The organism is Ancylobacter mangrovi, assembly GCF_024752355.1.
In the GTDB taxonomy this organism is placed as follows: Bacteria; Pseudomonadota; Alphaproteobacteria; order Rhizobiales; family Xanthobacteraceae; genus Ancylobacter; species Ancylobacter mangrovi.
This window is the reverse complement of sequence record NZ_JANTHZ010000006.1, coordinates 96,525-117,343: the sequence shown is the minus strand read 5'-3', so window position 1 is coordinate 117,343 and position 20,819 is coordinate 96,525. Positions and strand designations below refer to the sequence as shown.

Genomic DNA, 20,819 nt, shown 5'->3' with positions numbered 1-20,819 from the left:
GTTTCCGCGGGGGTATCGCGCGGAGGCTGCCATGCCTGACGTGCCGAGGCCCGACCGTCGTTCCTTCCTCGCGCTCGCTGCCGCGCTCGTCGCCGGCGGCGGGCGTGCGCGCGCCGCATCGGACCCGCCCGCTTCGGGGCCGTCCGGTGGCGCCGCGCCCATGCCGCTGGAGAAGGTCGCCGACGGCATCTTCGTGTTCCGCGCGCCTTACGAGATCATCGCTCCGTCGAATGGCGGCGCGATCGCGAACATGACGCTGATCGTCGGCGCGGAGGCGGCGGCGGTGGTCGACACCGGCAACAGCCGTCTGGCGGGCGAGCGCATGCTGGCGGCGGTCCGCGCGACGACGGACCGGCCGCTGCGCTACGTCGTCAACACCCACATGCACCCCGACCACACGCTGGGAAACGCGGCTTTCGAGGCGCAAGGGGTGCGCTTCGTGGCGCATCACAAGATGCCGCGCGCGCTCTCCGTGCGCGCCGACACCTATCTGGCGCAGGTGGACCGGATGCTCGGCGAGCAGGGCAGGGGCACCCGCATCGTGCTGCCGGACCTGCTGGTCGACGACACGCTGACGCTCGACCTCGGCGGGCGCGTGCTCGACCTGGCGGCGCGGCCGACCGCCCACACCGACAACGATCTGACCATCCGCGACCGGAACACCGGGACCTGGCTGCTCGGCGACCTGCTGTTCGTCGGCCATGTGCCGACCCTCGACGGCAGCCTGCTCGGCTGGCTCGACCTTCTGGGGACGCTCGCCGGCGAATCGGCCCCGCGGGTCGTTCCCGGTCACGGGCCGGCCAGCGTCGAATGGCCGGCGGCCTCCGAAGCCGAGCGGCGCTATCTGGCGGCGCTGCGCGACGATGTGCGCCGGCTCATCGCCGATGGGCGGCCGATGGGCGATGCGCCGGCCGCGACCGCCCAGGGTGAGCGCGGCGCGTGGTCTCTGTTCGACGAGTTCAACGCCCGCAACGCCATCGCCGCCTATCACGAGCTGGAGTGGGAATGAGCATGCCGCAGCGCAGCATGACCGCGCCGACGGGATGGTAGTTATTTCACGCGCGAGCGACGCGCATACGCACGAGGCAACGGGGCGGGAATTAAGTATAGTTGTCTGGTATATTGTATATTCTTCGCGCCTGCAGCAAAATCATAATAAGACCTATTTCTCATAAGAGTTCTTATTGCGCGTTGTAGGAATTCGGATTAGCCTTCCTTACGTCTTCGGCTTCAACGGCTTTCGAGGGGCAATCCTTCGATCCGGTTCGTAGGCCAGCTTGGGGCAGGAGCCCCCGTGAAGATCCGGCTGATTCTCCCCCAGCCGGTCGTGACACGCTGCCGAGGACGAAAGCTCAGAACGGCAACAAGCCGCGACGGGCCGACCTGTTGGTCGGTCCCGGAGGATCGTTCAGGAGGAGATTTAGGCATGCGCAAGGTTTTGGCAGCAGCATTCATCAGTGCTGCGGCAGCCTATGCTTGGCCGGCTATGGCCAATGACGGGCTGATGACTATCATGAAAGACCCCAAGCAGTGGGGTATTCAGACCGGCGACTACGCCAACACCCGTTATTCCAAGCTCGACCAGATCAATGCCGGCAATGTCGGCAAGCTTCAGGTGGCCTGGACGTTCTCGACCGGTGTGTTGCGCGGCCATGAAGGCGGCCCGCTCATCATCGGCGACATGATGTACGTGCACACGCCCTTCCCCAACATCGTCTACGCGCTCGACCTCAACAACGATGGTCGCATCGTGTGGAAATACGAGCCGAAGCAGGATCCGAACGTCATTCCGGTGATGTGCTGCGACACCGTCAACCGCGGTCTCGCCTATTCCGACGGCATGATCTTCCTGCACCAGGCCGACACGACGCTGGTGGCGCTCGACGCCAAGACCGGCGAGAAGAAGTGGTCGGTCGTCAATGGCGATCCGAAGAAGGGCGAGACCAACACCGCGACCGTACTGCCGGTCAAGGACAAGGTGATCGTCGGCATCTCGGGTGGTGAGTTCGGCGTGCGCTGCCACGTGACCGCCTATGACGCCAAGACCGGCAAGCAGGTCTGGCGCGGCTACTCGATGGGCCCGGACAGCGAGCTCCTCGTCGACCCCGAGAAGACGACCGCGCTCGGCAAGCCGATCGGCAAGGATTCGTCGCTGAAGACCTGGGAAGGCGATCAGTGGAAGATCGGCGGCGGTTGTACTTGGGGCTGGTACTCCTACGACCCCGAGACCAATCTCGTCTATTACGGTTCGGGCAACCCCTCCACCTGGAACCCGTCCCAGCGCCCCGGCGACAACAAGTGGTCGATGACCATCTGGGCCCGCGATGCCGACACCGGCATGGCCAAGTGGGTCTACCAGATGACCCCGCACGACGAGTGGGACTTCGACGGCGTGAACGAGATGATCCTCACCGATCAGCAGTTCAACGGCCAGCCGCGCAAGCTGCTCACCCACTTCGACCGTAACGGCTTCGGCTACACGCTGGACCGCGTGACCGGCGAGCTGCTGGTCGCCGAGAAGTATGATCCGGCGGTCAACTGGGCCTCCAAGGTCGACATGGACAAGAACAGCCCGACCTATGGTCGTCCGCTGGTCGTCGCCAAGTATTCGACCCAGGAGCAGGGCGAAGACGTGAACACCAAGGGCATCTGCCCGGCGGCGCTCGGCACCAAGGACCAGCAGCCGGCGTCCTACTCGCCCAAGACCCACCTGTTCTACGTGCCCACCAACCACGTCTGCATGGACTACGAGCCCTTCCGCGTCAGCTACACGGCGGGCCAGCCCTATGTCGGCGCCACCCTGTCGATGTTCCCCGCGCCGAACAGCCATGGCGGCATGGGCAACTTCATCGCCTGGGACAACACCAAGGGCAAGATCGTCTGGTCGCTGCCCGAGCCGTTCTCGGTGTGGTCGGGCGCCCTCGCCACCGCGGGTGACGTGGTGTTCTACGGCACGCTGGAAGGCTACCTGAAGGCGGTCGACGCCAAGACGGGCAAGGAACTCTACAAGTTCAAGACCCCGTCCGGCATCATCGGCAACGTCACCACCTACGAGCACAAGGGCAAGCAGTACATCGCCATCCTGTCGGGCGTCGGCGGATGGGCGGGCATCGGCCTCGCGGCCGGCCTGACCGATCCCAATGCCGGCCTCGGCGCGGTGGGCGGCTATGCGGCTCTGTCGAACTACACCAACCTCGGTGGTCAGCTCACGGTGTTCGCGCTGCCGAACTGAGGACGTGCTTGGAGGCGCTCCGTACGCGGGGCGCCCTCCTGAACGAAGGGGGCCTGGCCGCCGGCTTGTCCGGTGTGCCGGGCCCCGCCGTCTCAGGCCACCCAAGTTTATGAAGTTCTTAGAACAATTCCGAATCTAGGCACACGCTGCACCCTGTGACCGGCCCGCGCCGGCCTCGCCGATCCCGGCGCTCCGGCCTCCTGACCCTAGCGGCGCCCTGAGGAGACTGATCGATGAAGAATCCTGTTCGCGGATGGCTTGTTTCCGGCATCCTGCCGGCATCCGCCGGCGTATCGGCCCTGGTCCTCGCGACCACTCTCCTGATGCCGATCCCCTCCCATGCCCAGGAAGCCGCGACCCCGGCGCCGGCCGGCGAGCCGGTGGCCAAGGAAAAGGACGATCTGGGCGAGTACACGCTTCCGGACGGGACGCCGACCTACAACATCGGCAAGGACGGCACGGTCGACTGGTACACCTACAGCGGATACCGGCGCTATCACGCCGAATGCCATGTCTGCCACGGCCCCGACGGCATGGGCTCGACCTACGCCCCCGCGCTCGCCGACTCGCTGAAGACGATGACCTACGAGCAGTTCATGGAGACGGTCGTCAACGGCAAGAAGAACATCGGCGTGGGCACGGCTGACCAGGTCATGCCGTCCTTCGGCGAGAACAAGAACGTCATGTGCTATCTCGACGATATCTATATCTATCTGAAGGCCCGCGCCGACGGCGCGCTCGGCCGTGTCCGGCCGAGCAAGCGCGAGGACAAGAGCAATGCGTACAAGGAAAACGAGGATCAGTGCTTCGGCCGGGCGGGCTGAGGCGATGGGTGCGCTCGCGCGCGCCGCGTCGCGCTGCCTGCCCGCGGCGGCGGCCGGGCTGCTGGTCGTCGCGCTCGGCGGCGTGACCCCGGCTTCGGCCCAGGTCTCCGATCTCGTCGACCGCTCGACCCTGCGCGTGTGCGCCGATCCCGCCAACATGCCCTTCACCAACGAGGAGGGGGAGGGGTTCGAGAACAAGATCGCCGAGCTTCTCGCCAAGAAGCTCGACCTCGAGCTCGACTACACCTGGTTCCCGCAGGCCACCGGATTCTACCGCAAGACGCTCGGCTCGCGGGTTTGCGACGTGGTCATGGGCTATGTGGTCGGCGCGGATCCGGTGCTCAACACCAATCCCTACTACCAGTCCGCCTGGGTGCTGATCACCCGGAAGGACGGCGATCTCGCCGGCGTCGACACGCTGGAGGATCCGCGCCTCAAGGGACGGCACATCGGCGTGGTGGCCGGCACGCCCCCGGCCGACCTGCTGGCCCGCAACGGGCTGATGGGGATGGCGCGGCCCTATTCGCTGATGGTCGACCGGCGCTTCGACAGCCCGGCCGAGACGATGATCGCCGACATCGACGACGGCACCATCGATGCCGGCATCCTGTGGGGGCCGATCGGCGGCTATTTCGCCAAGGCCTCGTCCGAGCCGCTCACGGTGACACCGCTGGTGAAGGAGAAGGGCGATCCCTCGCTCGTCTACCGCATCACCTTCGGCATCCGCCCGGGCGAGCTCAACTGGAAGCATCAGCTCAACGGCTTCATCGCCGAGGAGCAGGGTGCGATCAACCGCATTCTCGCGGAGTACGGCGTGCCGCTGCTCGACGCGCAGAACCGGCCGATCGAGCCGGCGCCCTGAGACCGGGTGGCGGCTACTGGGAGGCATCATGAGCCCGCACCACGAACCGCCACTGACCCGCCTCGCCTGGATCGGCATCGTCGGTCTGGCCCTGGTCCTGTTCGCCCTCTCGCCGGTGTCGGGGCAGACCCCGGCGAACACGCCCGCTGTAGCGGGGGCGCCCGTCCCGGAGCCGGACGGCTACCGCATGGACGCCTATCGCGCGCCGACCCCGGCGACGCTGAAGGGCGCGCGCGTGATCGACACCGCCGAGGCCGAGCGGCTCTGGCGCGACAAGGCCGCGATCTTCGTCGACGTGCTGCCGCGCGACGTGAAGCCGGCGAACCTTCCGCCCGGCACCATCTGGCGCGACAAGAAGCACGACAACGTGCCGGGCAGCGTGTGGCTGCCCAATGTCGGCTACGGCGTGCTCAACGCGGAAATGGACGACTATTTCCGCCACGGCCTCGACGCGCTTGCCGACGGCCGGCAGGACGCGCCGTTGGTCTTCTACTGCAAGACCGATTGCTGGATGAGCTGGAACGCGGCCAAGCGCGCCATGACGTATGGCTATACCAACATCGTCTGGTATCCTGGCGGCAGCGACGGCTGGGCGCAGGCCGGCCTGCCGGTGGAGCAGGCCAAGCCGCGGGAATAAGCCGCAGGAATAAGGCGACAGGCGCCCGCCCGGAGCCCGTCGCGAGAGGCGGGGGCAGGGTGCGCATGCGCGACTGGCTGGTGGGTCACTGGGTCGCCGGCGCCGGCTTCATGGCAGCGGCGCTTCTGGCGGTCGTGCCGGCGCTGACGCTTCCCCCGGTGGTGCTGCTGATCTTCCTGCACAGCCCGGGTTATATGATCCATCAGGTCGAGGAGCATGCCGGCGACCGTTTCCGCCGCTTCGCTAACACGGTGGTGTTCGACGGGCGCGAGGGGCTCACGCGCACGGCGGTGCTGGTGGTCAACCTTCCTGTCGTCTGGGGCCTGAACCTCGCCGCCTTCTATGCGGCGCTTGCCTATGGGCTAGGCTACGGACTGGTGGCGCCCTATGCGATGCTGGTGAACGCGCTGACCCATGTCGCGGTGGGTGTGCGCCTGCGCCGCTACAATCCCGGCCTCGCGACCTCGCTGGTGCTGTTCCTGCCGCTGAGTCTGGCGACGCTGTTCGCCGTCATCGCGACCGGCGCCGCCTCGCTTCCCGCCCATCTGTGCAGCCTTGCCGGCGCGCTCGTGCTGCACCTCGCCATCATCGCGCAGGTGCAGTTCCGGCTCAGGCGGCTCCCCGCCTGAGCGTCGCGGCGCGCGGGCCTCAGTCCATCACGTTCTGGATCGCGCGGGCGAGGGCGAAGACGCGCTGCTCGAGGATCACCGGGCTTTCGCAGACCGCCGAGACTGCCTGGTGGCGGGCGTCGTAGATGCGGGTGTCCCAGAGCACTTCCTTTTCCAGCTCGGCGGTCGAGCCTGCCTGACCATTGCCGCCCTGGCCGGCGGTGTTCTGATTGGTACCGCTCTGGCCGGTGCCTCCCGCTGCCGCGCCGCTCGGCGTCGCGCTGTTCGGCGCGGTGGCGGCCTTGGCGTCCGGGGCGCTGGCATCGGTCTTTCCGGCCGCCGCCTTCTTCTCGGCCTTCTTGGCCCTGGAGAGCTCCAGGCTCTCCTCCTTGATGCGCTTGGACAGGTCGACCTGATGCTTCGAGTAGCGCTCGATGCCGGCGAGGATGCGGCTGCGCTGGGTGTTGATCTCGTCGAACACGCCGGCGAACAGCATGGTCAGCCGCTTGTTCTTGTCGGCGCCGCTGCCGGCATCGGCGGCGAAGGCGTTGATGAGGCTGTCGGCCTCGTCCATCGGTGTGCGGCGCGCGGCGAGAATCGGCACCAGCTCCGCGACCTTCGGGTCGTCGTGCCAGTTGATCCCCTCGATCGTGGGGCCGGCCCACATCTGCCCGGCGGCGAGGGTCGGCACCTTGGGCTGGATGCAGGGCCACAGCGGGTCGGCGCCACCGGCGGCATGCGCGGGCGCGGCTGCGAGGGCGAGGCCCAGTGCGCCGGCGGCGCAAAGCGCGGCGGAGAGCGCCGTACGTCGGAGAGGGGCGTCGGGGCGAAGGCGGAAGCGGCGTGCGGGCATCGGGGCGTCCTCGAAAGCGTTTCTGTTCTGGTTTTTATGGTCGTTCACGGCCGGCGGATCGAACGGGTAGGCCGGCCTCATCTGGCGTTGTCGGGCCCGCCGCGGCGGGCCATCACGCCGGCGGAAGGATCGTAGGCGAAAATGGCGGCGCCGAGAAAGACCAGCGCGCAGCCGGCCACCACGGCGGTGGCGAGCGGGTTGAACTGGCCATAAAGCGCGAAGCGGATCAGCTCCACCGCGTAGGAGAACGGGTTCAGCGTGCAGATCCACCACAGCACCAGGCTGCTCTCCTGCACCCGCCACAGCGGGTAGAGCGCGGAGGAGGCGAAGAACATCGGGAAGATGACGAAGTTCATCACGCTGGCGAAGTTCTCCATCTGCCGGAACACCGAGGACAGGAGCAGGCCCATCGCCCCCAGCATCAGCCCGGAGAGCATGAGCGCGGGCAGCACGGTGAGGTAGCCGATCGGCGGCAGCTCGACGTCCCAGAACCACGCGACCAGCAGGAATGCGTAGACCTGCAGCAGCGAGACGCAGATGCCGGCGACGAGCTTGGAGACCAGCAGGAACCAGCGCGGATAGGGGCTGACCAGCAGGATCCGCATCGCCCCGACCTCGCGGTCATAGACCATGGAGAGCGAGGACTGCAGGCCGTTGAAGAGCTGGATCATCGCCACCAGCCCGGGCGTGACGTAGACCTCGTACAACACATAGGTCTCGTAGGGCGGGATGATCGACACGCCCAGCACCGAGCGGAAGCCGGCGGCGAAGATGAACAGCCACACCAGCGGACGCACCAGTGCCGACAGGAACCGGCCGCGCTGGTTGAGGAAGCGCAGCCCCTCGCGCCAGCAGATGCCGGCGAGGCAGATGGCATAGCCGGAAAGCGGCAGGCGGAAGCGCCCGGCGGGCATCGCGTGGCGCGGGTCGGACGAGGGCGGAGTGGGAGCGGGCGCGCGTTCGGGCAGGGGCGCAACGCCCGCCTCGATGTCGCGCGTGCCGGTGCGGGGCGCGTTCATGCCGGCACCTCCGCGTCCTCACCGACCAGCGCGAGGAAGGCGGCCGCCAGCGTGCCGGCGCCGGCGGAAATCTCGCCGGCCCGTCCCTCGGCGCGCACGCGGCCGCGATGGAGCACCACGACCCGGTCGTCCGGCAAGATCTCCTCGATGATGTGGGTCGCCCACAGGACACCGATGCCTTCCTCGGCGACGAGGGCGCGGACCTGCGCCAGCAGCGCGGCGCGCGAGGCGATGTCGAGCCCGACGGTCGGCTCGTCGAGCAGCAGCAGGCGAGGGCGATGGATCAGCGCGCGGGCGATCTCGACGCGGCGCATCTGGCCGCCGGAGAGGGTGCGCACCTTGTCGCGGGCGCGCTCGGCGAGGCCCGCCTGCTCCAGCACCTCGCCCGCGCGGCGGCGCCCGGCGGCGAAGCCCATGCCGTGCAGGGTGGCGTGGTAGAGCAGGTTCTGCTGCACGGTGAGCTCGAGGTCGAGCGTGCGGGCCTGGAACACCACGCCGAGCCGGCTCAGCGCGGCGGCGGCCTGGCGCCGCACGTCGTAGCCCAGCACCCGGATCGTGCCGCTGCGGTTGTCGTAGAGCCGCGTGACGAGCGAGAACAGCGTGGTCTTGCCCGCGCCATTGGGGCCGAGCAGCGCGGTGAAGCTCGCCGCCGGAACGGTGAGGCTCACCCGGTCGAGCGCCTTGCGGCTGCCAAAGCTATGGGTGACGTCGGTCACGGCGAGCGCCGGCTCGCGGGCGGGGAGCCTGGCGTCGGGGAGGGGAGCGGTCGGCGATTCCGTCATCGGCAGTCCGGTCGGAAGGAAGGCCCCGGCGCGCGGCCGGGGCCAGTCGGATCTTCAGGAGAATGAACGCGCGAACGTCGTCATGTGAACCTTCTTTTCATGCCGGCTCCTCTCTTTCTCGTTTGGCGCCCGGTTAGGGCACGATCACCACGCCCCACGGCGCGCGGCCGACGGTGATCGACTTGGTGACCTTCTCGCTCGCCACGTCGATGATCGAGACGTCGTTCGAATTGCCGTTGGTCGACACGAGGACCTTCTCGTCCGGCGTGAAGCCGAGCTGCCAGACGCGCTGGCCGACGAGCAGATATTTCTCCACCTCGAGCGTCTTCGGGTCGATCACCGCGACGCGGTTGGCCGGGCCGAGGGCGACAAACGCCTTGCTGCCGTCCTTGGTCAGGCGGATGCCGACCGGCTGGATGGCCTCGTCCGCGACGCCGGGGATCTTGAAGGAGATCTTCTTCACGATCTTCCACGTCGCCGGGTCGACCACCGCGACCGTGCCACCGACCTCCGAGGATACCCAGAGCTGCTTGCCGTCATGGCTGAACTGGGCGAAGCGCGGGCGCGAATCGACGAGGATGTTCTCGATGATCTCGTTGTTGCTGGTGTCGATCACGTGGGCCATGTTGGTGGTCTCGGAGGTGTTGACGAGATATTTCCCGTCCGGGCTCACGCCCATGCCCTCCGGCTCCACGCCCACCGGGATCTCGGCCACCAGCTCGTTATTGTTCACATTCACCACCGTGACCATGTTGTCGTCTTCGTTGGCGATGTAGAGCGGGTTGCCCGAGGGGTGCAGCACGAACAGCTCCGGGTCGGGACCGGAGCGCAGCGTCTTCACCAGCTCCATGGTCTGGGAATCATAGACCTCGATCCGGCTGTCGTCTGAGGCGCACAGATAGATCAGCTTGCCGTCCGGGCTCGCCGTGATGCCGCGCGGCCGGCGGCCGGTCTTGATGGTCTTGATGACCTTGAGGCTGTCCATGTCGAGCACGCTCATGGTGTGGTCGCGCTCGTTGGAGATAAAGGCGCGGGGGCCGGCCTGGGCGGGCAGGGCATCGATCATCAAGAGCCCCGCCAGCGCGGCGAGGCCGGCGGCGAGCGTGACCGGGCGTTTCATCGGTTCCTCCTGGCAACTACATGATTTTTAGTTGAATTTGCATTTCGTCTCGGGCTTGTCGAAGCCGAGCGTGTCGAGCGGCGTGACCTGGTGGAGGAAGCCCTCCTGCGGCGAGAGCGAGACCATGTTGGTCGGCTGGGCCAGCACGATCGGCTGGCGCAGCTGGTGGTCCCAGCCGCGGAACGTCGCCGCCACGCCCTTGAACACGGGCAGGTCGTAGCCGGGGCCGAGCATGAAGTCGCGCACGGTCTTCACGTCGCTGTTGCGGGTCTTGATGCCGGCCGAGCCGATGGCGACCACGCCCTCCCAGAACTGGTAGTCGAGCGGGCGCATGAGGCGCTTGGTGGTCTTGAAGAAGCGGCTCTGGAGCTGGGAGGCGGCCCAGTTCTCCATGGTCTCGTGCCAGGACAGCGGCATCAGGCCCTGCGTGCCGGCGACCGGGCGCGAGAGCCAGGTATTGTAGGGCAGGATGTCGCCGAACTCGCCGAGCTCGTCGGCCACGATCAGCATGTCGTACTCGCCGACCTGGGTGCCGCGCGGCACTTCCGACTGGGCGGTGGCGCGCGCGTCCGGGCCGTAGTCCCAGACCTTCTCGGCGACGATCTTGCCGCCGAACTTCTTCGCCGAGTGCCGCACCGCATCGGCATAGAGCTTGTCGGCGTCGGTGCGCCCGACCATCAGGAACCAGTTGTTCCAGCGCTTGGTGATGAGGAACTGCGCCAGCGCGTCGGTCAGCATCGACCGGCTGGGGACGATGTGGAACACGTTGGCGCGGCAGTCCTCCTGGCGCAGCCGGTCGTCGGGGGCGCCGACATTGAGGAGGATGACGTCGCTGTCCTTCATCGCGTCGGAGATGCGCAGAAGCTGGTCGGCCGGGACGTCGAGCAGGATGAAGCGGTTGCCGGCGTCGTAGAGCTTCTGCGCCACCGGCAGCGGGTCGCCGTCGGTCGGCACGGTCTCGGTGGTGAGCTTGTAATCGAGCTTGAGGAAGCGCCCGCTGGTGAGGTTGTCGCGAATGCCGAGCTCGGCGCCGGCGATGCCGAGATCGTCCGGCGGCATCTGCAGTGGCGCCACCCAGGGCGGCAGCTCGGGAATCTGGCGCACCACGCCGATGTTGAAGGTCTGCTCGGGCGGGATCGTCGCGGCCGGCTTGGCCGCCAGCGGCGGGCTCGCGGGCTGCTGGGCCAAGGCGGGCGGCGCGGCGAACAGGCCAAGGAGGCAGGACACCGAGAGGCCGGCGGCCAGCATGCCCGAGGCCAGAAGGCGGGAGGGCGGAAGAGCGGGGGTCCCGTGCCGCGAGCCCGGAAAGCGCGAGCTCAAGAGGCGTGCCGCGGTCGCGGCGCCGGCCATCCAGTTCATCGGCGTTTCGTCCCTTGTGTGTTCTTAATTACATGACGGTGTGATTGACGTTTCGTCACCGCGGGAGAAATTCTATCAAAGGCATCCTAGTATTCAACACAATAGAGAAAATAAGAATTTAATAAGACTGGTCGATATCTCTGTTTATATTATAAATATTCCTGAGATCGTGACGCGAAGTTGATCGCGATCAGTTGCGGGCCCGGTCCCGGACGGTATGATTTCAGGCAACCGATAGAAAACGGGAAGGGAGACGTCCGGGATGAGGAGAGGTGCACGCGCGGCCGGAGGGTTCGCGTTCGGGGGGCTCGCGCTCGGGCTGTGGCTGGCGGCCATGGGCGTCGCCGGGTCCGCGCAGGCGGCGACCCGCGTCGCCGTCTTCCCGTTCGAGCTGTTCGACACCAGCGGCGAGGCGAGCCTGAGCGGTCCGAAGCCGGAGGAGGCGCACCGCCTCGCGCTCATCACCGACGAACTGCGCCGCCGGATTTCCGCCGCCGGCTATCAGGTGGTCGATCTTTCGCCCGAGGAGGCGAAGATCGCCGACGCCGCACCATTCCGCAACTGCAACAGCTGCGAACTGCCGATCGCGCGCCGGCTCGGTGCCGACATCGAGGTGATCGGGCTGGTCCAGAAGGTGTCGAACCTCATCCTCAACATCAATTTCCAGCTCCGCGACGTGGCGACGGGCAAGGTGCTGCGCGCGGGCAGCGTCGACATCCGCAACAACACCGACGAATCCTGGATGCGCGGCGTGTCCTATCTCGCCCGCAACCGGCTCTTCGATCCGCCGCTGACCGGCAAGGCCGCGCCATGAGGGCGAACTCCATGCTGTCCCGCCGAACCCTTCTCGCCTCCGCCGGCGCGCTCACCGGCGCGCTCGCGCTCGCGCCACCCAGCGCCCGCGCGCAACCCGCCAATCCCGTCGGGACGCTGCGCATCGGGGCGCTGAAATTCGGCACGCTGAACTGGCTGATCGCCACCATCGAGGCCGAGAAGCTGGGCGAGAAGGAGGGGCTCGTCATCGACAATGTCGATTTCGCCAGCGGGCAAGCGACGACGGTCGGGCTGCAGGCGGGCGATATCGACCTCATCGTCTCCGACTGGCTCTGGGCGATGCGCCGGCGCACCGATGGCGACCGGCTGCGCTTCGCCCCGTTCTCGAACGCCCTCGGCGCGCTCATGGTCGCGCCGGATGGGCCGGTGAAGACGCTGGCGGACCTGCGCGGGCGCAAGCTGGGCGTGGCAGGCGGCGCGCTCGACAAGAGCTGGCTGCTGCTGCGCGCCTATGGCCGCACGCAGATCGACGCCGATCTCGCCGAGGTCGCCGAGCCGGTCTACGGCGCGCCGCCGCTGGTCAACAAGCAGCTCGAGCTCGGCCGCATCGACGCCGTGCTGACCTTCTGGCCCTATGCGGCGCGGCTCGACGCCAAGGGCTACAAGCGCCTGTTCGACGTGAAGGACATCATGGCGGGGCTCGGGATCGACCCGGCGCCGCCGCTGGTCGGCTATGTCTGGCGCGAGGCGATCCTGGCGCAGAAGGGCGCGGCGATCGCCGCCTTCCTGCGGGCCGCCGCCGCCGCGAACCGGGTGCTCGCCACCTCCGATGCGGCCTGGGCGCGCATCCGCCCCCTGATGCAGGCGGCGGACGATGCCGAGTTCGCCAAGCTGCGGGACTATTACCGCGCCGGCATTCCCGACAGCTTCGGCGAGGCCGAGCGCGCGTCCTGCGCCAAGCTCTACGACGTGCTGGCATCGATCGGCGGGCCGGATCTGGTCGGGCCGAATCCGGGCTTCGACCGCGGCCTGTTCGCACCGTCTGGGGAGTGAGCGGGGCGTGTCGACGGCGTTTCGCCTCCTGCTGACGGCGGCCTCGCTGCTGGCGCTGGCCCTGGTCTGGCAGGCGGGCGCCTGGTGGATCGCCTCGCCCCTGCTGCCGGGCCCCGGCGCGGTGCTCGCGGCGATGGAGCGAGAGGCGGCGAGCGGCGCGCTTCAGGACAACATCGCCATCACCCTGGCGCGGGTGGCGGCGAGCTTCATCATCGCCATGGTGGTCGGCTCGGCGGTCGGCATCGTGCTCGGTCAGTCGCGCCAGCTCAACGAGATGTTCGGGCCATGGCTGATCGTGCTGCTGAACATGCCGGCGCTGGTGATCATCATCCTGTGCTACGTGTGGTTCGGCCTCACCGAGGTCGCTGCGATCACGGCGGTGGCGATCAACAAGATCCCCAATGTCGCGGTGACCATGCGCGAGGGCGCGGCGGCGCTGTCGCGCGACCTCGACGAGATGGCGCGGGTCTACCGCCTGCCGGCGCTGAAGACGCTGCGCGAGGTGACGCTGCCTCAGCTCGTGCCCTTCTTCACGGCGAGCGCGCGTTCGGGGCTCGCGCTGACCTGGAAGATCGTGCTGGTAGTGGAACTGCTCGGGCGCTCCAACGGGGTCGGCTTCGCCCTGCAGACGGCGTTCCAGCTGTTCGACGTCGCCACCGTGCTCGCCTATGCGCTGGCGTTCACCGTCGTCGTGCAGCTTATCGAGATCGCGCTGCTCCAGCCCTGGGAGCGGTGGGCGAACCGGTGGCGGCGATGACCTCGATCACCATAGACATCGCCGAGAAGCGCTTTCCGGCGGTCGGCGCCGCGCCGGCGCGGGAGATCTTCCGAGACTTCCGGCTCGAGGTCGCCGCGCATGAGTTCCTGGTGCTGCTCGGCGCGTCGGGGCTCGGCAAGACGACGCTGCTCAACATCGTGGCCGGCCTCGACACACGGTTCCGCGGTTCGGTGCGCTTCGGCATGCCGGCGCCGCGCATCGGCTACGCCTTCCAGAGCCCGCGCCTGCTGCCCTGGCGCACCGTGCTGGAGAACGTGGTGCTGCCGCTGCCGTCGGGCCCGGCGAGCCAGGAGGCGGGGCGCGCCATGCTGGAGGAAGTGGGCCTTGCCGATCTCGCGGACGCCTATCCCGAGCGGCTGTCGCTCGGCCAGCAGCGGCGGGTGGCGCTGGCGCGGGCCTTCGTCATCGAGCCGGACGTGCTGCTGATGGACGAGCCGTTCGTCTCGCTCGACGAGGCCAACGCGACGCGGCTGCGCGAACTGTTACGGGCGCTGCTGCACCGGCGCGCGGCGACCGTGCTGTTCGTGACCCATGACGGCAACGAGGCGGTCGCGCTCGCCAGTCGCATCGTCGTGCTCGAGGGCACGCCGGCGCAGGTGGCGCGCGACGTCGAGGTGAGGCTCGGACTGCTGGAGCGCGCGAGCCCTGCCAAGGTCGAGGCGTTCCGCCACACGGCCGGGCTGGCGCTCGCCGGCCGGGAGCGGACCGGGACGGCATGAAAAAGCCCGGAGCGGCGACGCTCCGGGCTTGAAGGGGCCGGCGGATCGGAGAGGGCGGGGTCCGCCTTCTCCATCGCGAAAGCGAGGGCGGGAGCCGCCGTCACTTGTCGAGAAAGATCGCCGCCAACCGCTGGAGCAGGCCCTTCGGATGCTGAGGCGCCGCGGGCGGTGCTGTTGTCTGCCCAGGGTTGCTTCCGATCTAAGCGGCGAAGGGGTGCTTGGCCGAGCCGGCCTGCGCGAGCACGTCCTTGATCTTCGGCTCGCCGTCGACGGCGCGCTTGATCGCCTGCTTGGTGGCTTCGTAGTTGAACTGCTGGATCTTGGCGTCGTCCGCCGCTTCCCAGTGAATGAACACGCCGACCGAGATGAACAGGTCGTCGGCCTCGTCTTCCGGGATCACGCCTTCGGCGACGCTGTCGACGACGGCCTTGGCGACGGCGTACTGGGCCGGCCCGAACATCTGCACCGCCTGGCGGGCGTCCTTGATGGTCACCTTGTTGAACAGGATGGTGTTCGGCTTGGCGAGCAGGTTCGGGGTCACCACTGCGAGCAGCGAGGTGAAGCCGTCCTTGTTGTTGGTGAGCGCGTTGAGGAACGCACTCTCCGCAGCGGAACCGCGCGGGCCAATGATGAGGTCGATATGCGCGACTTCGTTGCCGTCGCCGACCAGCGACTCACCGATGAGTACCTTGTTGATCTTGGCCATCTAAATCCTCCCAGACGGGGTTGCATGATCAAGGGGCGGGGATGCCCCTCTCAAATGTCCCGGCTATCTTTGTTGCAGCGTTTGGAACACCAAACCGGTTGGCCCGATAGCGCGACCGACACGTGACGGGCGAGAGACTAGGCTCGCTTCGCCTTTAACTGCAAGGGATTCTTCGGCCGTTCAGCGCCTTGCGGGTGGTTTCCGGGGGCTCCGGCCACAGGCCCTTCGTCGCAGCCTGCCGCTGCGAAAATTACCGGCATGACCAAAGAATATTCAGCATCGCACGGCGGCGCTCAATCAGAGGGCGATCAAGTGATCCGGTCACGCCACAGTTGTCGTATACATGTCGACCGACTGCATTGGTCTCATTCTTGCTGATGTGGGGGCGTAGAGGTTGCCTGGGGCACGTCCCGAAGGAACCGAAGAAGCCGGAAGGTGCCGCGAGGCGCCCACTTCGGAGGAAAGGGGAACGCAGAGGGTTCTGGCTCACGCCAAAGGAACCGGTTTATGGAACTGATCTTGTCTATCTGCCTCGTTGCCAGCCCTGGCGTCTGCCGTGAGGAGGCTCTGTCCGTCGCGCTGGAGCAGGCGCCGCTGCCGACCCAGTGCGTCATGTCCGCCATGCCGGCGATCGCCGAATGGAGCCAGACGCATCCGAAGTGGAAGGTATTGAGGTGGCGTTGCGGTCGGCCGGGCGCCGGCGGGCAGGATATCTGACCGAGGTCGGTATCCGCGCTTCATTGCCCGAGTCCCGCCTTCCGCCGGGCGCATTGCCGCGGGCGCGGATTTGTGCTGCGCCGCAGCGTGCGCGGGCGTCTTGTCCGTGAAATTATCCTGACGTCACCTCACGCAGGTGGTGTAACGGGACTGCGGCATGAGGCGCCTGTCTTTTTCGTCACTCAGAGCGCGTATGGCGCTGCTGCTCGCCGTTGCGGTACTGGTGACGGCGGCGTCGGCGCTCATGCTGGTGACGACGCTCGGCGCGGCCAACCGGCAGGTCGAGCGGCTGGTCACCGCGCAGAGCCGGCTCGAGCTGCTTTCCGGCATTTCCGCCCGCATCGGCGACTACGCGCTGGTGGCGCTGCGCTCGGCGCAGGACCCGAGCCTGCGCGCGCAGGGCGCCATGACCGTGGCGCGCCAGGCGGTGCTGGCTTCGTTCGAGCGCTTCGAGGCCGCGTTGGAGGCCGATGTCGGCCGCCTCGGCGACGAGGAGCAGCGCACGCTGATGGCGGCGCGCAGCCGCACCGTCGCCCGGCTGGGCGCCCAGTTCCAGATCCTCGACCGCCAGATCGAGACCGCGTTCCTGCGGCCCGACCCCGCCGACGGGGTGCGGGTCGCGCTCGACGTGTTCGCCGCCGGCTTCGGGGCCCCGCTCGGCCAGGCGATGGAGGACGAGCGCGCGACCGCGCACGACGCCCAGGCGGCGGTGGCGCAGCTTCGCGCGCGCAGCCTGCGCTGGGGGCTCAGCGGCGTGCTGCTGGCGTTCCTGATCGCCGTGTTCATCTATCACCGGCTCGGCCGCTCGCTGGTGCATCGCGTCGCCGACGTCGCCACCGCCGCCTCGGCGCTGGCCAAGGGACGCTCCGATACCCGCCTCACCGTCACCGGCCATGACGAGCTCAGCCTCGCCATGGCGCGGTTCAACCGCATGGCGGCGCATCTCGCCCGCCGCGAGGGCCGGCTGGTGGCGGCGCGCAAGATGCTGCAGGAGACCGTGGATTCGCGCACCGCGGAGCTGCGGGCCGCCAATGCCCGGCTGGAGAGCGTCGACCTCGCCCGCCGGCGCTTCTTCACCGATGTCAGCCATGAGCTGCGCACGCCGCTGACCGTGATTCTCGGCGAGGCGGAGATCACGCTGCGCGCCGCCCATCCGCCCGAGGCGGAGCTGCGCTCGGCGCTGGTCACCATCCAGACCCGGGCCCGCAAGCTGCACCGGCGGGTGGAGGACCTGCTGCGCATCGCCCGCTCGGAAAGCGGGCAGATCGAGCTCGATCGCTCGCTCTTTCCGGTGCGCGACCTTATGGAGGACGTGCGCGAGAGCATGGGCCCGCTGGCGCGGGCGGCGGGGCTCACCCTCGAACTCGCCGAGGCGGAGGAGGGGCTGCTGCTCAGCGCCGACCGCGACTGGCTGCGCCAGACGCTGGACGGGCTGGTGGCGAACGCGATACGCCATTCGTCTTTCGGCGGGAGCATCGGCATCGAGGCCGGCCGCGAGGCCGGAATGGTCGTGCTGACGGTGCGCGACGAGGGCTCGGGCATCCCCGAGGCCGAGCTGCCGCACGTGTTCGAGCGCTTCTGGCGCGGCGCGGCGGGACAGCACGAGGGCACCGGCTTCGGCATCGGGCTCGCCCTCGCCAAATGGATCATCGACCGCCACGGCGGTCGGATCGACATAGAAAGCAAGACCGGCCGGGAGGAGGGGGCGCGAAGCGGCACCTGCGTGACGATCCGCCTTCCCTCGCCTGAGACCGACATCCGCCTGGAGGCCGCCCAATGACCATTCTCATCGTCGAGGACGATCCCGATATCGGGTCGTTGCTGCGCCGGGGCTTCGCCTCGGAGAGCTATCAGGTCGAGCTCGTCGGCGACGGCGAGGAGGCGCTGAAGGCCGCCAACGGCAAGCCGCTGGAGGCGATCATCCTCGACGTGATGCTGCCGGGGCGCTCCGGCATCGAGGTCTGCCGCGCCCTGCGCGCCGGCGGCCAGACCGCGCCCATCATCATGCTGTCCGCCCGCTCCAGCGTGAACGAGCGCACCGAGGGCCTGCTGGCCGGCGCGGACGACTATATCGTCAAGCCCTTCGCCTTCGAGGAGCTGCTGGCGCGGGTGCGGGTGCAGGCGCTGCGCCGGACCAATGACGACGCGGAGCCGCGGGTCCTGACCGCCGGATCGCTGACGCTCGACCTCGAGACCCGGCAGGCGCAGATCGGCGCGACGCGTGTTCGTCTGACCGAACGTGAAGTGGAACTATTGGCGCTGCTGATGCGTCATGCCGGGGAACCGCTGGCGCGCGCCGACATCTTCACGGCCCTGTGGGCCGGCCATGGCGGCGCCTCGCTCAACGTGGTCGACGTCTATGTCGGCTATCTCCGCCACAAGCTGGCGGAAGCACTGCCGGAAGGGGTGCACATGATCGTCACCGTGCGCGGTCGCGGCTTCATGTTCGAGCCGGAGCCGGTCTGAGGCGGATTCGCGCGGACCGGGCGCGCACGATGAAGGATCTGGTGTGGCATAATGTAGACCTGGAATGACGTTCCAGGTCAATTCCCGAAGCAATACTTGACGTCTTCGGGAATAATCACCACACTCATTCATGCGGTAAAACAACCGCAAGTCCATAGAGCTTCTTATGATTTTCTTAGAAGCAACGTGGAAAGCAACAGACTGAGGAGGATGAAATGGCCTGGAACACTCCGCGTATCGTCGAAGTCTGCGTCGGCATGGAAGTCAACGCCTATATGCCGGCGGACTTCTGAGCCTTGAGGGGCCGGCCGGCGCGGTTCTGACCTGCTGAAGCTCATGACCGCGTCCCGCCTGCGCCTCATCGTGCTCGGCTCGGCAGCCGGCGGGGGATTCCCCCAATGGAACTGCCGATGCCCTGTTTGCACCCTCGCCTGGGATGGTGATCCCCGTGTCCGCCGCCGGACCCAGTCGTCCATAGCGGTCACCGCGGATGGCGAGAGGTGGGCATTGGTGAATTGCGCACCGGAGATCCTTGCGCAAATTCAAGCTGTGCCGGCATTGCATCCGCGAGGAGGCCGCCGGCATACGCCGGTGGCCTCCGTGCTGCTCACCAACGCCGATATCGACCATGTCGCCGGGCTGCTCAGCCTGCGTGAGGGGCAGCCCTTTGCGCTGATGGCGACGCCGTCCGTGCATGGCGTGCTCGGCGCCAACAGCGCGTTTGACGTGCTGGCCGAGGGAATTGTGGAGCGCCGCGCCGTGGAGCTCGGAACCTCGTTCGAACTGGTGGCCGGTGTCACCGCGACGATCTTTCCGGTGCCCGGCAAGATCGCGCTCTATCTCGAGGCGCGCGAGGAGGCCGAGAAGGGCCGCCTCGCCACCGATATCGAGGGCGAGCAGACCATCGGCGTCGAGCTGAAGGCCGGCGACCGGCGCGTCCTCTACATTCCCGGCTGCGCCATGGTCACGCCCGCCCTCGCCGAGCGCATGGCGGGCGCCGACGCCGTGCTGTTCGACGGCACGCTGTGGCGCGACGACGAGATGATCCGCGCCGGGCTCAGCGCCAAGACCGGGCATCGCATGGGCCATATGAGCATGTCCGGCCCGGACGGGTCGATGGCGGCGCTGGCGGATATCGGCATCGGCCGGCGCGTCTACCTGCACATCAACAACACGAATCCGGTGCTGATCGACGGCTCGCCCGAGCGCGTCGAAGCCAACCGGGCCGGCTGGGAAATAGCCGAGGACGGGATGGAGATCGCCCTATGACCGCGCTGATGACGCCCGACGAGCTGGAGGCACGCCTGCGCGATGTCGGCCGGCGGCGCTACCACAACCTGCACCCGTTTCACCGCCTGCTGCATGACGGCAAGCTGGATCTCGGGCAGGTCCAGGCCTGGGCGCTGAACCGTTTTTTCTACCAGGCGATGATCCCGGTGAAGGATTCCTCCGTCCTCGCCCGCATGGAGGAGCCCGAGCTGCGCCGCGTCTGGCGCCAGCGGATCATCGACCATGACGGCGATCACGAAGGCGAGGGCGGCATCGCCCGCTGGATCAAGCTGACCGACGGGCTCGGCCTCGACCGGGACTATGTCACCTCGCTGCGCGGCCTGCTGCCGGCCACCCGTTTCGCGGTGGAGGCCTATGTCCACTTCGTGCGCGAGAAGAGCCTTCTGGAGGCGATCGCTTCCTCGCTCACCGAAATGTTCTCGCCCGGCATCATCGGCGAGCGTGTCGCCGGCATGCTGAAGAACTATGATTTCGTCTCCAGCGAGACGCTGGCCTATTTCGAGAAGCGCCTGACGCAGGCCCCGCGCGATGCGGATTTCGCACTCGACTACGTGAAGCAGCACGCGCGCACGCCCGAGCAGCAGGAGGCCGCGATCCGCGCGCTGGAGTTCAAATGCGACGTGCTGTGGGTGCAGCTCGACGCGCTCTACTTCGCCTATGTCGATCCGAAGATGGCCTATCCGGGCGCCTTCGAGCCGAAGGAAAAGCGATGACCGTCATTCCCGCCACTGCCGTTCCCCGTCTCGTGCGCGGCGTGCGCCTGCGTCACGACGAGGCACGCGGGCAATGGGTGCTGCTGGCGCCCGAGCGCGTGCTGAACCCGGATCCGGTGGCGGTCGAAATCCTGAAGAAGGTCGATGGCACGCGCTCGGTCGAGGTCATCATCGACGAGCTGGTGAGCGCCTTCACCGTGGACCGCGAGCGGGTGGCGAGCGATGTCGACGCCTTCCTCGCCGGGCTGAAGGAGAAGGGGCTGATCGAGACCATGCCCTCGCCGATCGGGGATGCCGCATCATGAAC

At 67.8% G+C, this 20,819-nt stretch carries 23 protein-coding genes; 17 read left to right on the top strand and 6 right to left on the bottom strand.

Translation table 11 applies throughout. From position 1 onward, the window contains the following. Nucleotides 1-31: 31 nt before the first annotated feature. From NVS89_RS14205 to NVS89_RS14180, 6 genes are all read left to right on the top strand, one after another. Complete coding sequence (locus NVS89_RS14205) at nucleotides 32-1,009, top strand: quinoprotein relay system zinc metallohydrolase 2 (RefSeq protein WP_258733412.1); 978 nt, start codon at nucleotides 32-34, stop codon at nucleotides 1,007-1,009. A 477-nt stretch (nucleotides 1,010-1,486) separates the two neighbouring features. Next, a complete protein-coding gene (xoxF5, locus tag NVS89_RS14200; RefSeq protein WP_309486554.1) occupies nucleotides 1,487-3,232 on the top strand; it encodes a lanthanide-dependent methanol dehydrogenase XoxF5 in 1,746 nt (581 codons plus the stop codon). Between the two features lie 233 nt (nucleotides 3,233-3,465). Next, a complete protein-coding gene (locus NVS89_RS14195; RefSeq protein WP_374114573.1) occupies nucleotides 3,466-4,056 on the top strand; it encodes a c-type cytochrome, methanol metabolism-related in 591 nt (196 codons plus the stop codon). Between the two features lie 4 nt (nucleotides 4,057-4,060). Continuing rightward, entirely contained in the window at nucleotides 4,061-4,918 is an 858-nt protein-coding gene (locus tag NVS89_RS14190) for a substrate-binding domain-containing protein (protein WP_258733410.1), read from the top strand. 28 nt (nucleotides 4,919-4,946) lie between these two features. Further along, on the top strand, nucleotides 4,947-5,555 hold the full coding sequence (locus NVS89_RS14185) for a PQQ-dependent catabolism-associated CXXCW motif protein (RefSeq protein WP_258733409.1): 609 nt from the start codon (nucleotides 4,947-4,949) through the stop codon (nucleotides 5,553-5,555). A gap of 65 nt (nucleotides 5,556-5,620) precedes the next feature. After that, nucleotides 5,621-6,184, top strand: a complete 564-nt coding sequence (locus NVS89_RS14180) for an HXXEE domain-containing protein (RefSeq protein WP_258733408.1) — start codon at nucleotides 5,621-5,623, stop codon at nucleotides 6,182-6,184. A 19-nt stretch (nucleotides 6,185-6,203) separates the two neighbouring features. Here NVS89_RS14180 and NVS89_RS14175 read toward each other — a convergent pair whose 3' ends face one another. The 5 genes from NVS89_RS14175 to NVS89_RS14155 form a co-directional block, all read right to left on the bottom strand. Next, nucleotides 6,204-7,016: a hypothetical protein gene (locus NVS89_RS14175; RefSeq protein WP_258733407.1), complete on the bottom strand. Its 813-nt coding sequence runs from the start codon at nucleotides 7,014-7,016 to the stop codon at nucleotides 6,204-6,206. Between the two features lie 77 nt (nucleotides 7,017-7,093). After that, on the bottom strand, nucleotides 7,094-7,930 hold the full coding sequence (locus NVS89_RS14170) for a lanthanide ABC transporter permease protein PedC (protein WP_258733584.1): 837 nt from the start codon (nucleotides 7,928-7,930) through the stop codon (nucleotides 7,094-7,096). A 101-nt stretch (nucleotides 7,931-8,031) separates the two neighbouring features. Continuing rightward, nucleotides 8,032-8,817, bottom strand: coding sequence for a lanthanide ABC transporter ATP-binding protein PedB/LutE (locus NVS89_RS14165; RefSeq protein ID WP_258733406.1), 786 nt, complete (start codon nucleotides 8,815-8,817; stop codon nucleotides 8,032-8,034). 133 nt (nucleotides 8,818-8,950) lie between these two features. Further along, the gene (locus tag NVS89_RS14160; protein WP_258733405.1) at nucleotides 8,951-9,937 is read right to left on the bottom strand and encodes a PQQ-dependent catabolism-associated beta-propeller protein; all 987 of its coding nucleotides are present in this window, start codon (nucleotides 9,935-9,937) and stop codon (nucleotides 8,951-8,953) included. 27 nt (nucleotides 9,938-9,964) lie between these two features. Then, complete coding sequence (locus NVS89_RS14155; protein ID WP_258733404.1) at nucleotides 9,965-11,296, bottom strand: lanthanide ABC transporter ABC transporter substrate-binding protein PedA1; 1,332 nt, start codon at nucleotides 11,294-11,296, stop codon at nucleotides 9,965-9,967. Nucleotides 11,297-11,558: 262 nt separating this feature from the next. Between NVS89_RS14155 and NVS89_RS14150 the strand changes: the two genes are divergently transcribed. The 4 genes from NVS89_RS14150 to NVS89_RS14135 are packed head-to-tail and all read left to right on the top strand — an operon-like array spanning nucleotide 11,559 to nucleotide 14,620. Further along, the gene (locus tag NVS89_RS14150; RefSeq protein ID WP_258733403.1) at nucleotides 11,559-12,110 is read left to right on the top strand and encodes a DUF3280 domain-containing protein; all 552 of its coding nucleotides are present in this window, start codon (nucleotides 11,559-11,561) and stop codon (nucleotides 12,108-12,110) included. A gap of 11 nt (nucleotides 12,111-12,121) precedes the next feature. Next, nucleotides 12,122-13,123 (top strand): ABC transporter substrate-binding protein, encoded by a 1,002-nt coding sequence (locus tag NVS89_RS14145; RefSeq protein WP_258733402.1) that lies wholly within the window; start codon nucleotides 12,122-12,124, stop codon nucleotides 13,121-13,123. Between the two features lie 7 nt (nucleotides 13,124-13,130). Continuing rightward, the gene (locus NVS89_RS14140) at nucleotides 13,131-13,880 is read left to right on the top strand and encodes an ABC transporter permease (protein WP_258733401.1); all 750 of its coding nucleotides are present in this window, start codon (nucleotides 13,131-13,133) and stop codon (nucleotides 13,878-13,880) included. After that, nucleotides 13,868-14,620, top strand: coding sequence for an ABC transporter ATP-binding protein (locus NVS89_RS14135; RefSeq protein ID WP_374114580.1), 753 nt, complete (start codon nucleotides 13,868-13,870; stop codon nucleotides 14,618-14,620). The genes NVS89_RS14140 and NVS89_RS14135 overlap by 13 nt, the downstream gene beginning before the upstream one ends. A 199-nt stretch (nucleotides 14,621-14,819) precedes the next feature. Here the strand turns inward: NVS89_RS14135 and fae are convergent, their stop codons facing one another. Next, the gene (gene fae / locus NVS89_RS14130; RefSeq protein ID WP_258733399.1) at nucleotides 14,820-15,326 is read right to left on the bottom strand and encodes a formaldehyde-activating enzyme; all 507 of its coding nucleotides are present in this window, start codon (nucleotides 15,324-15,326) and stop codon (nucleotides 14,820-14,822) included. A 507-nt stretch (nucleotides 15,327-15,833) separates the two neighbouring features. Here fae and NVS89_RS14125 point away from each other — a divergent pair. The 7 genes from NVS89_RS14125 to pqqD all read left to right on the top strand — a co-directional run bounded on the left by NVS89_RS14125 (nucleotide 15,834) and on the right by pqqD (nucleotide 20,817). Then, nucleotides 15,834-16,043, top strand: a complete 210-nt coding sequence (locus NVS89_RS14125) for a hypothetical protein (protein WP_258733398.1) — start codon at nucleotides 15,834-15,836, stop codon at nucleotides 16,041-16,043. A gap of 193 nt (nucleotides 16,044-16,236) precedes the next feature. Continuing rightward, nucleotides 16,237-17,823 (top strand): sensor histidine kinase, encoded by a 1,587-nt coding sequence (locus tag NVS89_RS14120; protein WP_258733397.1) that lies wholly within the window; start codon nucleotides 16,237-16,239, stop codon nucleotides 17,821-17,823. Next, nucleotides 17,820-18,509 (top strand): response regulator transcription factor, encoded by a 690-nt coding sequence (locus tag NVS89_RS14115; RefSeq protein ID WP_258733396.1) that lies wholly within the window; start codon nucleotides 17,820-17,822, stop codon nucleotides 18,507-18,509. The genes NVS89_RS14120 and NVS89_RS14115 overlap by 4 nt, the downstream gene beginning before the upstream one ends. Nucleotides 18,510-18,724: 215 nt before the next feature. Further along, nucleotides 18,725-18,802, top strand: a complete 78-nt coding sequence (gene pqqA / locus NVS89_RS22995) for a pyrroloquinoline quinone precursor peptide PqqA (RefSeq protein WP_374114579.1) — start codon at nucleotides 18,725-18,727, stop codon at nucleotides 18,800-18,802. 58 nt (nucleotides 18,803-18,860) lie between these two features. After that, nucleotides 18,861-19,778 (top strand): pyrroloquinoline quinone biosynthesis protein PqqB, encoded by a 918-nt coding sequence (gene pqqB, locus NVS89_RS14110; RefSeq protein WP_258733583.1) that lies wholly within the window; start codon nucleotides 18,861-18,863, stop codon nucleotides 19,776-19,778. Continuing rightward, the gene (gene pqqC, locus NVS89_RS14105; RefSeq protein WP_258733395.1) at nucleotides 19,775-20,512 is read left to right on the top strand and encodes a pyrroloquinoline-quinone synthase PqqC; all 738 of its coding nucleotides are present in this window, start codon (nucleotides 19,775-19,777) and stop codon (nucleotides 20,510-20,512) included. The genes pqqB and pqqC overlap by 4 nt, the downstream gene beginning before the upstream one ends. After that, entirely contained in the window at nucleotides 20,509-20,817 is a 309-nt protein-coding gene (gene pqqD, locus NVS89_RS14100; RefSeq protein WP_258733394.1) for a pyrroloquinoline quinone biosynthesis peptide chaperone PqqD, read from the top strand. The genes pqqC and pqqD overlap by 4 nt, the downstream gene beginning before the upstream one ends. The last annotated feature ends 2 nt before the right edge of the window (nucleotides 20,818-20,819 follow it).

What these genes read in the sequence shown, in the direction of transcription:
- fae (WP_258733399.1), bottom strand. Translation starts at nt 15,326, where the DNA reads ATGGCCAAGATCAACAAGGTACTCATCGGTGAGTCGCTGGTCGGCGAC.
- NVS89_RS14190 (WP_258733410.1), top strand. Translation starts at nt 4,061, where the DNA reads ATGGGTGCGCTCGCGCGCGCCGCGTCGCGCTGCCTGCCCGCGGCGGCG.
- pqqC (WP_258733395.1), top strand. Translation starts at nt 19,775, where the DNA reads ATGACCGCGCTGATGACGCCCGACGAGCTGGAGGCACGCCTGCGCGAT.
- NVS89_RS14125 (WP_258733398.1), top strand. Translation starts at nt 15,834, where the DNA reads ATGGAACTGATCTTGTCTATCTGCCTCGTTGCCAGCCCTGGCGTCTGC.
- pqqA (WP_374114579.1), top strand. Translation starts at nt 18,725, where the DNA reads ATGGCCTGGAACACTCCGCGTATCGTCGAAGTCTGCGTCGGCATGGAA.
- NVS89_RS14195 (WP_374114573.1), top strand. Translation starts at nt 3,466, where the DNA reads ATGAAGAATCCTGTTCGCGGATGGCTTGTTTCCGGCATCCTGCCGGCA.
- NVS89_RS14160 (WP_258733405.1), bottom strand. Translation starts at nt 9,937, where the DNA reads ATGAAACGCCCGGTCACGCTCGCCGCCGGCCTCGCCGCGCTGGCGGGG.
- NVS89_RS14180 (WP_258733408.1), top strand. Translation starts at nt 5,621, where the DNA reads ATGCGCGACTGGCTGGTGGGTCACTGGGTCGCCGGCGCCGGCTTCATG.
- NVS89_RS14145 (WP_258733402.1), top strand. Translation starts at nt 12,122, where the DNA reads ATGCTGTCCCGCCGAACCCTTCTCGCCTCCGCCGGCGCGCTCACCGGC.
- NVS89_RS14155 (WP_258733404.1), bottom strand. Translation starts at nt 11,296, where the DNA reads ATGAACTGGATGGCCGGCGCCGCGACCGCGGCACGCCTCTTGAGCTCG.
- NVS89_RS14170 (WP_258733584.1), bottom strand. Translation starts at nt 7,930, where the DNA reads ATGCCCGCCGGGCGCTTCCGCCTGCCGCTTTCCGGCTATGCCATCTGC.
- pqqD (WP_258733394.1), top strand. Translation starts at nt 20,509, where the DNA reads ATGACCGTCATTCCCGCCACTGCCGTTCCCCGTCTCGTGCGCGGCGTG.
- NVS89_RS14185 (WP_258733409.1), top strand. Translation starts at nt 4,947, where the DNA reads ATGAGCCCGCACCACGAACCGCCACTGACCCGCCTCGCCTGGATCGGC.
- NVS89_RS14165 (WP_258733406.1), bottom strand. Translation starts at nt 8,817, where the DNA reads ATGACGGAATCGCCGACCGCTCCCCTCCCCGACGCCAGGCTCCCCGCC.
- NVS89_RS14175 (WP_258733407.1), bottom strand. Translation starts at nt 7,016, where the DNA reads ATGCCCGCACGCCGCTTCCGCCTTCGCCCCGACGCCCCTCTCCGACGT.
- NVS89_RS14205 (WP_258733412.1), top strand. Translation starts at nt 32, where the DNA reads ATGCCTGACGTGCCGAGGCCCGACCGTCGTTCCTTCCTCGCGCTCGCT.
- NVS89_RS14150 (WP_258733403.1), top strand. Translation starts at nt 11,559, where the DNA reads ATGAGGAGAGGTGCACGCGCGGCCGGAGGGTTCGCGTTCGGGGGGCTC.
- NVS89_RS14115 (WP_258733396.1), top strand. Translation starts at nt 17,820, where the DNA reads ATGACCATTCTCATCGTCGAGGACGATCCCGATATCGGGTCGTTGCTG.
- xoxF5 (WP_309486554.1), top strand. Translation starts at nt 1,487, where the DNA reads ATGGCCAATGACGGGCTGATGACTATCATGAAAGACCCCAAGCAGTGG.
- NVS89_RS14120 (WP_258733397.1), top strand. Translation starts at nt 16,237, where the DNA reads ATGGCGCTGCTGCTCGCCGTTGCGGTACTGGTGACGGCGGCGTCGGCG.